Annotated in this window: 10 protein-coding genes; all 10 read left to right on the top strand. The window is 51.4% G+C overall.

Annotated elements, in window-relative coordinates:
* Nucleotides 1-186 precede the first annotated feature (186 nt).
* Nucleotides 187-2307, top strand: coding sequence for a hypothetical protein (locus tag ACUNV4_RS17840; protein ID WP_430879947.1), 2121 nt, complete (start codon nt 187-189; stop codon nt 2305-2307).
* Between the two features lie 204 nt (nt 2308-2511).
* On the top strand, nt 2512-3120 hold the full coding sequence (locus ACUNV4_RS17835; RefSeq protein ID WP_430879946.1) for a hypothetical protein: 609 nt from the start codon (nt 2512-2514) through the stop codon (nt 3118-3120).
* An 18-nt stretch (nt 3121-3138) separates the two neighbouring features.
* A complete protein-coding gene (locus ACUNV4_RS17830; RefSeq protein ID WP_430879945.1) occupies nt 3139-3486 on the top strand; it encodes a hypothetical protein in 348 nt (115 codons plus the stop codon).
* Nucleotides 3487-3556: 70 nt separating this feature from the next.
* Nucleotides 3557-3985 (top strand): curli assembly protein CsgF, encoded by a 429-nt coding sequence (locus tag ACUNV4_RS17825; RefSeq protein WP_430879944.1) that lies wholly within the window; start codon nt 3557-3559, stop codon nt 3983-3985.
* Between the two features lie 275 nt (nt 3986-4260).
* A complete protein-coding gene (locus ACUNV4_RS17820) occupies nt 4261-5598 on the top strand; it encodes an IS4 family transposase (protein WP_430879943.1) in 1338 nt (445 codons plus the stop codon).
* 651 nt (nt 5599-6249) lie between these two features.
* On the top strand, nt 6250-7485 hold the full coding sequence (locus ACUNV4_RS17815; protein ID WP_430879942.1) for a DegT/DnrJ/EryC1/StrS family aminotransferase: 1236 nt from the start codon (nt 6250-6252) through the stop codon (nt 7483-7485).
* A gap of 274 nt (nt 7486-7759) precedes the next feature.
* Nucleotides 7760-9748 carry a polysaccharide biosynthesis protein gene (locus ACUNV4_RS17810; RefSeq protein ID WP_430879941.1) on the top strand — a complete coding sequence of 663 codons (1989 nt, stop codon included), beginning with the start codon at nt 7760-7762 and terminating at the stop codon, nt 9746-9748.
* Between the two features lie 160 nt (nt 9749-9908).
* Entirely contained in the window at nt 9909-10856 is a 948-nt protein-coding gene (locus ACUNV4_RS17805) for a Gfo/Idh/MocA family protein (RefSeq protein WP_430879940.1), read from the top strand.
* Between the two features lie 22 nt (nt 10857-10878).
* Entirely contained in the window at nt 10879-11457 is a 579-nt protein-coding gene (locus ACUNV4_RS17800; protein WP_430879939.1) for an acyltransferase, read from the top strand.
* Nucleotides 11454-12617: a DegT/DnrJ/EryC1/StrS family aminotransferase gene (locus ACUNV4_RS17795; protein WP_430879938.1), complete on the top strand. Its 1164-nt coding sequence runs from the start codon at nt 11454-11456 to the stop codon at nt 12615-12617. The genes ACUNV4_RS17800 and ACUNV4_RS17795 overlap by 4 nt, the downstream gene beginning before the upstream one ends.
* Nucleotides 12618-12656: the final 39 nt, after the last annotated feature.

Below are 12656 nucleotides of genomic sequence, written 5' to 3'. Positions count from 1 at the left end.
ATTTTTTCCGTTCGTGGAGAGGTGATGCAAGTCATATAAGTGAGATTATTGAATGCCACAGTATCTCGGTGTAGAAGGAATCTTGATCAACGATGTCTTTCAAGGCACGTGAAAGTTTCGTAAATCAAGGTATGCAGCAATCCGCTGCAAGAGCGACGTAAATATGGATAACTACGAGGAATACACATGAAGCGAACAAAAATAGCGGCGGCAGTAGCGTTGATGGTTGCTGCACCGGGAGTCTCTCTCGCGGCTGTTACCATCAACCAGAGTGGCGCAACGCATGTCACGAACTGGACTCAGAATGGTGGTGCGAATGCAGATATTCTGGTCAATCAGGCTGGTGACGTAGCACATAATGTTGACATAATACAAGCAGGAACACCTGCGGCGTTCAATATCGAGGTCAATCAAGACGGCGACTTCATCGGTAACAACGTAAACATACGACAGATCAAGACGAATCCGACTGACAACAACATTCTCGTCAATCAGGACGGAAACGATCTCGATGTCAACATTCAGGCAATCGGAAACACAGCCTCTGCTAACAATCCCAACGACTACATGGTCGATCAGTCCGGTGAGTCACAAGAAGTGGATATCATTTCGCAGCGGAGTAGTGGGGATCTGGTTAGCGTCACCCAATCGGGTATCGGGCAAAAGGGTACGGTGAGGTTGGTTGAGGCCGAGTCTGCAACTGTCACGATTGATCAGGGTGGTGCCGACAACCAGGCAGAAGCTGATATTTCGGATTCACAGACGACAGGTGGCGCGGGTACGACTACAGCCACTATTGGTCAAACAGGTACTTCAAACTTTGCCAAGTTGACAAGCGTTCTTGACAAGGGAAGTTCCGTAACCATAGAGCAGAGTGATGATTCCAACGATGGTCGTGTATTTCTCAACAATACAGATGGTGCCACTGTAGCAATATCGCAGAATGTTGAAGGTGATGGCAACACAGCGACCTTGACAGTCAGGAACTCAACTGGCAGCAACGTGTCCGCCACACAGCAGGGTGACTTTAATGAAGCGGTATCATTGGTGCAAGGTGATGACAGTAGCATTATATCGATCAATCAGGCTGATACAGGCAACACTGCTCGTGCGAATGCTCTCAACAATACTGCTGCGACTGTTTCCATTGATCAGTCTGCAGATGGTGACCTGAACGATGCGATAGTTGTCGTACGAGAGAGCAACGGTAGTAATGTCAGCGTTGTCCAGGAGGGCAATGAGCATGTGGCAGATGTGTTCTTGAAAGACGATGACGGTAGTATGTTGTCCATTACACAGTCGCTCGGTCAGAATCAGGCAGATGTGGAAGTTATAGGTGCCTTGAACAGTATGGTGACCGTGGATCAAGCAGGCCGCCTCGGCCTGGTCGATATTCAGGGCAATGATCTCGATACAGCGAGTATCTCAGTTTCCCAGGACGTCAGTAGTTTCGAGAACGAAGCCTTCGTCAGCCTCGATGGGGCAACAGGAACAGCGGCTACGATCACGCAAAGCGGTGAGGTGAACTCGGCGACGATAAACGGAAGCATTTCGGACACTAATAGTACACTGGGTATCCTTCAGGCAGACGATGCCAACGTGGCAGAAATCGATCTGCAGGAGTCTGCAAACCTGGTAGTAGATGTTTCCCAGGGGGCATTGGGCGGTGATCAAAACACGGTCTTGGTCGACTTGATTGAGTCCAACAGGACCAATCTGACCATCGTTCAGAATGGCGATGAAAATGACGTAGGTGGAGGCGCAGCATTCGAGTTCCTGGGAGATCGTGGCTCGGTCGTGGCTTTCAATCAGGCTGATGATGCGAACGTGATCGACGGGTCCATCGTGGAGTCAAGGTTCGAATTGAATGTGAATCAGGGATTGGCCGGTGGTGATGAAAATGTCGCATCGCTGACTATCGACAATGCGAATCAGACTATCGTCAATATCAATCAGAACGATAATATGAATGTCGCGATGTTGGACATTCAGAATGACTTCGACAGTGTTGTCAGTATCACTCAATCCAATCTCGGTGTTAGCCATCAAGCTTCAATTTCCATGAACGACACACAGGATGGAAACTTCTCGATTGATCAAAGTGGTTTGGGACACATGGCGATGATTGACGCTACTGACGTTCTTGGTGCATCAGCTTCGATCGTGCAATCAGGAGGCAGCGGAAACACCGCTACGGCTACTTTGGTGAATGGTGATGATGGTGTAGCGCTGTCCATAAACCAGATTGACTGCTTCCAGTGCACCGCCACTGCCGATTCTGGTAACCCTACTGTCAATCAACCTTGATTGGTTGACTAGCGTTTGACTCCTGCGCATTTTCAACCGCGGGATTGGTAGAGGCCCCCGGTCTGCAAGGCAGGCTGGGGGTTTTTCGAGGCAGTTGGCAAAAATTACAGGTGGCCGATCTTGTACGTTACGGATTGCGAGGCTTGTGAGTCAGGTCGATTGCAAAGTGGATTGGTGACTCACCGAAGGATCAATGGTAAAAGCATGACTACAAACAACGGGTTCGGCAACAGTAAACTACTGCTGCTCTCATCGATAGTGACTTCTTTTCTACCTGCCACAATGGTTAGTGCAGGTGAGTTGATTATCGACCAGAACTCCAGATTCAGTTCTTTGATCATCGATGTGGTGACAGAGAGCAAGGAATTCGCTATCGAGTTGGAGCAGGGTGGAGTAGCGAATAATCTGGAAATGGTTATCGATAGTGCATTGGCAGGAAGCATATCTCAAGTTGGACAGCAAGGTTCTATCGATCTGAATAGTGCTGGCGAGGCACAAAGTCTGAGCGTATCGCAGGCAGGTATTGCCAATACCATGGGTATGGAGCTCATCGGCTCGGTTATCGATGTTGTGATTGAACAATCAGGCAGCAATAACAGTATTGATTACTCTGCAAATGGTGACAACAACACCGGTACCATCGCTCAGTCCGGTAGCGACAATAAGCTGGTGCTCAATCAGCTTGGTTCTTCGAACTTGGCAAATCTGGTGCAGGCTGGTAGCAACAACTCCATGGATATCTCCCAGTACGGTGGTGGCTTATCGCTCGACATTACTCAGATCGGCAACGGTGATACCTTGATTATTGAATAGTTGATTGATAACTCCGCTATGAGAAAGCTGTTCGCCATGCTTCTCCTGACATTTCTATTGATGGGGGTGGCGCACCCGCAGAATTTCATGGTAGGGCAAGTTAGTACAGCTTATGCCCTTGGTGTGCAACGTCAGATGGTGCAACGTTTTGTTGTCGGAAATTATCGATTGACGCGCGGAATTGAATTGCGAGAGAGGCGTAACAATAACGGAAACTGGACACTTTCGCTCTATGTAAATGGACGGCAGAGATTCAACTACAGTTATAATGTCTCCCGATTGAATCTATTTCTTGACGAAGCTACGCTCGCACGAATTTTGGTGGAGCATCTTGAGCGCGAGAAACGCATAGTCTCATCAAGCTGAGCGATATGTCATGAGATTTGCAAAGCTTCTGATTTTTAATATTCAGAGTATTTGATTCAGGTGAACCCGAATGTTCGAAAAAGGAAAGATGATGAAGACCCTGTTATCGATAGGCTTCGCCTGTGCAGTGCTGGTTCCAGCCCATGCTTCGGAAATGGTATATACACCGCAAAATCCGTCATTTGGGGGTAATCCAAATAATGGCGGATATTTGCTCGGGATCGCTGCCGCTCAAAAGCAGTTTGAGCAGGAGCGTGAGGAATCTACTCCGCTGGAAGACTTCAATGAAAGGTTGGAGCGCTCACTATTGAGTCGAATCACCAGTGCAGTCACCAGGGATATAGTGGATGTAAATGGAAATATAACGCCTGGAACTTTCGAAACCACAGATTTTCTCATTGAGATCATCGATGAAGGTACGGGCTTTATAACCATAATTACCACTGATAGGATTACGGGTGAGCAGTCAATTATTCAGGTTCAGAATAATGAAGGGTAAGATTGGCGTTTGCGTGACAAGTTGCAGAGGCTTATACACGATTTAACGCCTCGCCATCAGACCAGGCTCGAAGTTTAACTGGAGGTGTGACAGTCGTCAGTTAAGATTGAAGTGTGAACGTCAGTCCAGGCGATGTATGTCCATCGCACTGTGGTCAGTCGGATACCGAATACAAGGGTAAAGTCACCTCATTGCACACAAGTCTGACATTCCACTGGCGTTCTGCTGAGGCTTGACTACGTTCAAGGTGTTGATGCTACGGGTTGTTGTGGACGATGGGTTGGGCAAGTGAGGAGTTCGAAACGATTGATCTGGGTGACAAGCATCTGGACAAGCGCGCCGTGTTGCTGGCCGAGCAGTTCTCTGCCAATGCCACAAAGAGCATTCCGGATGCGTGTGGTGGCTGGGCTGAAACGCGCGCTGCGTATCGGTTTGTCGACAACCCCTCGGTTGATTTCTGGAAGATTCTCGGCCCGCATATTGAGGCTACCGAACAACGCATGAGAGCCTGCCCGGTCGTATTGTGCTTGCAGGACACGACGACGCTGGACTTCAATGGCAAGGATATCGACGGGCTTGGGCCGCTGCAGTACGAACCGCAGCGAGGCCTTCTTCTGCATCCCACCTATGTGGTCACACCTCAGCGCGAGCCACTGGGACTGACCGATTCGTGGCACTGGGCCCGGGAGTTTCGCCAAAGCGATGGGGCACGGCCGAGCGAGATCTGTGAAAGCCAGCGCTGGATTGATGGGTATGAGCGTATCGCTGAGAGTGCCGCTTCGATGCCCGATACGCGCTGTATCTACGTGGGCGATCGTGAATCGGACATGATGCCGTTGATGCGTCGAGCAGCCGAACTCGGAGAGCCTGTCGACTGGTTGGTACGCGCCAAGCACGATAGGGCGTTGCCTGATGGGCAGAAGCTGTTCAGCTCGGTCAGTGCCGAGAAACCGATTGGCCAGGCGCGCTTTCATTTCCGGCCCCGACGCGGTGTGAAGGCTCGTGACGTAATCCAACAGCTGTATGTGAAACGCGTTGTACTGGCCAAGGAGACGGAGAAGTTGGCGCCACTGGAAGCCACTTGTCTGATCTGCCGCGAAATCAATACAACAGAAGGGGTCAAGCCAATCGAATGGCGACTGTTGACCAATCGCTCGCTCAGTAGTGCAGCAGAAGCTGCCGAGCTGGTTGACTGGTATCGAGCCCGCTGGGAAATCGAAATGTATTTTGACGTGCTGAAGAATGGTTGCAAGGTAGAGTCTCTGCAGCTGAGAACCCTGCCGAGATTGGAAGTGGCTCTGGCGCTGTTCATGATCGTCGCCTGGCGTATCAATCGACTGATGCGCCTGGGTCGCAACCTGCCCGATGTCGATGCCAGCCTGCTTTTTGAACAGGATGAGATTGTGGCAGCCCATATTCTGAACAAGAAATCCCAACCAGAGAAGCCACCGACGCTCAACCAGGTGGTCAGGCTGGTGGCGATGGCGGGAGGGTTTCTCGGACGAAAGAGCGATGGTGAGCCTGGCGCGAAAACCATCTGGCAAGGGATGGAGCGCGTCCTGTCGTTCACAGAGGGGATGAGATACATTCGAGCTCAGCCGGAAACCGGCTGATTTTGTGTGCAATGAGGTGGGGTAAAGTAGTGTGAGACCTTGCTGAACGCGATCCATGCTCACTCGCGCCTCGCAGTGGCCAAGAGGAAGTCGCGCGATCTCTGCCGAGCAACACGCGACATGGAAAGATAGGGTTGCTCCAGGAGAAAATCGACCAGACACTGACCTACTGTCGATTCTCCGTCAGTCACTGAATGTGTATCAGGTCCAGGAATCCGCTGGAGCGGCTGATGCTCGACATGCGGCGACGTGTTCATTTCGTCGGTGCTTTCCCCGACGGTCAATCAGTACTGTGATGCTGACAGCGGCAAGGCACGTGGCGAGCGGTAAATGGAGCATTCGCTGGAGTTTAACCTCTATGAGGCGAAACGCGGCCAGGCTCTGACGCTGGATGAGTACGTGAAGAGCCCCTGTCAAGTGTTATTCTTGGGCTACCAGGCTCATGAATGCCACTTCCGATTGTTGGAGCGCTCGGTGGGAATGTACTTGCCGGGTGAGGAAGCCTACGCTTCAAGCTTCCGAATCTTATGGGTGACCATGCGTGCCATATCACATACAATCCTGACTCCAATTGGCACTGCGCATCTCCTGATGCTGGCAGCGCGTCGTCCATATCATTGATATTTACAGGTCTCACAAGGTAAGTCAACTTTGCTCAATACCAATTTCCCACCATGGCCGTCTTTCACGGAGGAAGAGGCCGATGCAATTCATCGCGTCCTGCTGTCGAATAAAGTCAACTACTGGACGGGAGAAGAGACGCGCAAGTTCGAGCAGGAGTTTGCAGCGTTCGCCGATTGCGAGCATGCGGTCGCACTGGCTAACGGGACTCTGGCACTGGATCTGGCTTTGAAGGCTCTTGAAATAGGCCCTGGTGATGAAGTCATTGTGACCCCCAGGACATTTATTGCTTCGATTTCCAGTGTGGTGACAGCCGGCGCCAGGCCCGTTTTCGCCGATGTAGATCAGGATAGCCAGAACCTTTCAGCATCCACTATTGAAGCTGTCATCACACCGGCCACACGTGCTGTCATCGTTGTACATCTGGCAGGCATGCCTGCTGACATGGATCCGATTCTGGCATTGGCCAAGTCGCATGGTTTGCACGTGATCGAAGATTGCGCGCAAGCTCATGGGGCTCGGTACAAGGGGCGGTCGGTTGGGAGTATGGGGGACATCGCTGCGTGGTCCTTCTGTCAAGACAAGATAATGACGACTGGCGGTGAAGGTGGAATGGTGACCACCAACAATCGAGAGTTGTGGTCCCGAATGTGGTCATACAAGGATCACGGAAAGTCCTGGGAAGCTGTTTATGAGCGTCAGCACCCTCCTGGTTATCGATGGTTGCATGATTCATTCGGTACAAATTGGAGGATGACAGAGCTCCAAGGCGTGTTAGGCCGGATTCAGCTATTGCGGATGACAAAATGGGGGGCTGTACGGCGGGCGAATGCTGAACGAATCTGGGCCACTTGTGGCAAGATGTCGTGGTTGAGGGTGCCGGAAATTCCAGAACATGTAGTCCACGGCGCATATAAGGCCTATGTTTTCGTACGACCGGAAAAGCTGCCAGCAGGCTGGAATCGTGACGAAATCCTCCTTTTTTTGAATGAACGAGGCGTTCCGGCGTTTTCCGGCTCCTGTTCCGAGGTGTATCTCGAGAAAGCATTCGAGGGTACAGGTTTTCGTCCCGCGAATCGATTGCCAGTCGCGAAAGCGTTGGGCGAAACCAGCGTGATGTTTCTGGTCCACCCAACCCTTGAAGAGTCACACATGACCAAGACTTGTGAGGCAATGGAGGCATTGAATGAGCAGGTCAAGAGTTTTATTATTGGCCGCTCCGCAACGCCTTGTCTACGAGAGTCGTCCAGTAGCCCTCGGGCCTGATAAGTTTCGAGCAATATCTGGAAGTTGCGTGCGTTGTATCACAACCTATCCGAATGATTAAGCAGATTCGTCAGTTTTTTGCCGGTACAATAGGGAGATGCAAGGTAATCGGTCGATGGCGGCACTTTTACCAAATGATTTCGTTGTAGTGGGGCGGTTGACGGTCTAAACTCACTGGCTTTCCAAGCGTGTTCTTCATCGCTGATTTCATTGCGCACTTCACTCGTGACAGAGACTTCGGGAACCAAGGAAAGCTGGAAGCAAAGAACTGGTGATGCAACAAAAAGTCAAGCAAGATAGTTATGTGCCCACGTTTGTACAGGTGATTGCGCGTAATCTGTCGGCAACCGGTCGTGGGAAGAAGCAGGCAATCAGCATGTTGCTGGATGCCTTCATGGTGATTGTGTCGCTATGGGCTGCCTATGCACTGCGATTTGGCTCTTTTGATGTCGACATTGCACACCTGTCCTGGCATTTCATCTTGTTGACACCGTTAACCGTATTGATATTTACAGGGTTAGGAATCTATCGCTGGGTAGTTCGTACGTCAACCTTTGGTTTGTATCTGCAATTGCTGAAAGGAGCCTGTGCATCGTCGGCGGCCTTACTGGCCATGTTTTACCTCATGCCCGCTGACGGGGTCCAGCCACGCTCAGCATTTCTTATCTACGGGCTTGTGCTCGCCATGTTGTGCGTGGGAACAAGGCTAACCTGGAAAGGCTTGTTCAATTCGGACGGAAAGGGGGCGCCGGTGGCGATCTACGGTGCCGGAAGCGCCGGTACGCAACTGGCCGGCATTCTGAAAAATGGTGACGAATACAGTCCGGTTTGCTTCATCGATGACAATCCGGGCTTGTCAGGGTCAACGGTCATGGGGCGACCGGTTCTGAATGGCGTGGGCTCGAACCTGGCGGCGCAGTTGGCCAAGTACGAAGTATCGGAGATCATCATTGCCATCCCGTCGGTTAATTCAGCTCAGTACTCACGCATTTATGATCGAGTCGAAGATCTGGGATTTCCGTTCAAGACATCTCCGAGTTTTGTTGAACTGGTCAGCGGACAGGCGGCTATCAGCGAAATTCGAGAAGTTTCCGTAACAGACATTCTCGGGCGTAATGAAGTGGTGCCTGATCCGATCCTGCTGGCGGCGGCCATCAGGGGCAAATCGATTCTGGTGACAGGGGGGGGCGGATCAATCGGATCAGAATTGTGTCGTCAGATCATCAAGCATCGCCCGGCGAGATTGACTGTCCTGGATAACAGTGAAGCAAACCTGTATCACATCGAGGAAGAACTCACGGAACTGCGAAGGGAGTCTGGTGATCTTTCGGAGATGGAATTCGATACAGTCTTGTGTTCGGTGACGGACCAACGTCGTATCGATCGGTTGTTCGAATCTCTGCACTTCGACACTGTTTACCACGCGGCAGCCTACAAACACGTGCCCATGGTAGAAAATTTCCCCGAGCAGGGAATCGAGGTCAATGTTTTCGGCACGCTCAATCTGGTCAATGCGGCCATGCGTACCAAAGTCGACAGATTTGTATTCATTTCTACGGACAAGGCAGTTCGACCAACGAGCGCCATGGGGGCAACAAAACGAGTGGCAGAACTCGTGTTGCAAGCCAAGGCCAACATGTCGGATCACACCCTCATATCCATGGTTCGTTTCGGCAACGTGCTTGCCTCGAATGGCTCAGTCGTACCAAAGTTCAGGAAGCAGATTGCCGCGGGTGGCCCAGTGACCTTGACTCATCGGAACATCACTCGTTACTTCATGACGATCCCTGAGGCATCTCAGCTGGTCATACAGGCTAGTGCAATATCCAGTAGTGGTGATGTCTTTGTGCTCGATATGGGGGAGCCCATCATGATCTCTCATCTGGCAGAGACCATGATCAGATTGCATTGTCAACAAGTGGAGCAGGCGGGGGGGACTCGTCCTGATATACGCATAGAGGTCACGGGGCTGAGGCCGGGCGAGAAAATGTACGAGGAGTTGTTTCTTGATGACAGTTGCGAGCAGACATCCATCGACAAGGTCATGAGTGCGCACGAGCAATGTCTCGCTTGGAGCGAGTTGGAGAGCGATCTGACTACGCTGCAGGAAGGGCTTCTTGATGACAAGGCCGATGCCCTCAGAACGCAGCTCTTCAGTATCGTGTTTCGTGGAGCACAAGCAGTTGAGACATTGGCTTCGCCCAAAGACAAAGCTGGCGATACTCGACAAACCAGCGCTGGTGTGGCAGCGATGCAGCACTAAGGACGCTTTTCTTGCGTTAGTAGCCATACCCATTGAAATGAGTTGCCGCCGTGAATCCTGTTCATCCGATGGAGCGGATGTTCGCTGAGTGAGCTCGAATCCACTTCAATCCAATTCCTGCCAGTGCGTGTCTGGCACGCACCCCATAGGTCAGTGCTGTATGAAGAGTTTTGCAATTATCGGTGCCGCCGGCTATATCGCTCCACGCCATATGACGGCTATCCGCGATACCGGAAATGTGCTTGTCGCGGCCATGGACAGAAACGATTCTGTCGGTATCATCGACAGTTACTTCCCCGATGCAGATTACTTCACCGAATTCGAGCGTTTTGATCGTCACATAGATCTGATGCGGCGTGAGGGCAATCCTGTTGATTATATCTCTGTGTGTTCGCCGAACTATCTTCACGATTCTCACGTTCGGTTCGCCATGCGTTCCAATGCCGATGCGATTTGTGAAAAGCCGCTGGTGTTGAATGCTCATAATATCGACGGTTTGCTGGATGTGGAGAAAGATACCGGGAGAAAAGTCAACACGATTCTTCAGCTACGGGTTCATCCTGCCATCCTTGCCCTGAAGAAGAAGGTGGCGGCAGGATCAGGTAACGAAAAGTACGATGTCGATTTGACATACATCACCTCCAGAGGCAAATGGTATCTGCAATCGTGGAAAGGTGAGCAGGCAAAATCTGGTGGAATAGCAACCAATATAGGAGTGCATTTCTACGACATGCTGCACTTTGTTTTTGGCGATTTACAGGACAATATCGTCCACCTCAATGAGCCGACACGTGCGGCAGGCTATCTCGAATATGCCAATGCTCGAGTACGTTGGTTCCTGTCAATCGATGCTGGTGACTTGCCTGCTGTTGCGAAGGAGAAGGGAAGTCGTACCTACCGTTCCATAACTGCCAATGGTGAGGAAATCGAATTTTCGGGTGGCTTTACCGATTTGCACACGGTCAGTTATCAGGAGATCCTTGCAGGACGCGGCTTTGGTCTTGAAGAGAACAGGGTGGCCATTGAAACAGTGGCGCACATCAGGAATGCCGAACTGGCACCGTTAACCGGCGACTTCCATCCGTTTCTGTCTTCGGAACGTGCATGAAAACTATCAGAGGAGCTTTGGAGTGAACTACCAGAAGCACGAGACCGCCATAGTCGACGATGGGGCAACTATTGGTGCCAACTCTCGTATATGGCATTTTGCGCATGTCTGCAGTGGCGCAACTATTGGCGAGGGTGTGTCGCTTGGGCAAAATGTTTTCGTGGGAAACCGGGTTGTTATCGGAGACAAATGCAAGGTGCAGAATAATGTGTCTGTCTACGACAACGTCGTACTTGAGGAAGGGGTATTCTGCGGTCCCAGTATGGTATTCACCAATGTCTACAACCCGCGTTCGATGATTGAACGCAAGCATGAGTATCGCGATACCTTGGTAAGGAAGGGGGCCACGCTCGGGGCCAACTGTACGATTGTTTGCGGCACAACGATCGGCCGCTACGCTTTTGTCGGTGCCGGAGCTGTCATCAACTCGGATATTCCAGACTACGCATTGGTTGTGGGTGTTCCTGGTAGGCAGATTGGCTGGATGAGTGAATTTGGAGAAAAGCTGGACCTCCCTGTTTCAGGCGATGGCGTAGCGGTGTGCCCATCATCAGGAGAGCGTTATGAGTTGTCGGGTTCGGTTTGTAGCCGAATAGATTGAATGATCCCTGGAAAGTAAAAGGACGGTATCACGTGACACGGCAGATCCCATTCATAGACCTGAAAACCGCCAGCACGGCGCTTCAGGCCTCCCTGCAGGCCCGTATGAATGCGGTTCTGGATCACGGTCAGTACATCATGGGGCCAGAGGTGGCTGAGCTTGAGAACAGCCTGCAAGCTCTTACCGGTTCTCCTTATTGCATTACTGTGTCCAGCGGAACGGAAGCGTTGCTCATCAGCCTGATGGCATTGGGGGTTGGTCCTGGTGATGAGGTGATCACAACGCCTTTTACCTTCATTGCGACTGTGGAGGTAATTGTACTGTTGGGTGCAACTCCGGTATTTGTCGATGTGGAAGCGGATACCTGCAACATTGATGCAACGCTTGTAGAGGCGGCGATTACCGAAAGAACGCGTGCGATCATTCCTGTGAGTCTATATGGTCAGGTGCCTGACATGACGGAAATCAATCAGCTGGCGCACACGCATGGGTTGAAAGTCATTGAAGATGCCGCTCAAAGTTTCGGCGCCACATATCAGGGCAAAAAAAGTTGCAACGTATCAGGCATTGCCTGCACTTCTTTCTTTCCCAGTAAACCCTTGGGTTGTTTCGGTGATGGCGGTGCCATTTTCACGGATGACGAGGTTATTGCCAACGCATGTCGTGAAATACGTGTACACGGCCAGAGCCAGCGATATGTACACACGCGCGTAGGCGTTGGCGGCAGAATGGACACGCTGCAGTGTGCTGTTGTGCTTGCCAAGTTGGAACGGTTTGAGTGGGAAGTAGGGCAGCGGCTTTTATTGGGCGAGAGCTACAATGCTCGAATGGACGAGATTGGTATCATGCGGGTACAGCAAAAGCCAGACAGGGACAGCGTGTTTGCTCAGTACACGATATTTGTCGATCAACGGGATAGAGTACAGGCTGAGCTTGAGTCGCGCGGCATTCCAACCGCTGTTCATTACCCGGTGCCGTTGAACGAACAACCTGCCTACCGGCACCTGGGCGATTCAAAAAGAACTCCGGTATCGGCGACGATAGCGAAACGTGTCATGAGTCTCCCCATGAGTCCTGATCTTGCGCTGGAAGATCAGGCGTACATTGTCGATAAACTGGGTGAGGTGGTAGCCAGGTTTTCAGAACCGCTTGAGGTCTGAGTTTGTGTGCTTTCGCATTAGGCGAGAGCGTATTCCAAA

This window comes from Granulosicoccus sp. 3-233 (genome assembly GCF_052681095.1).
Note: the sequence above shows the minus strand (reverse complement) of the source record. Positions and strands in the feature narration are given on the sequence as shown.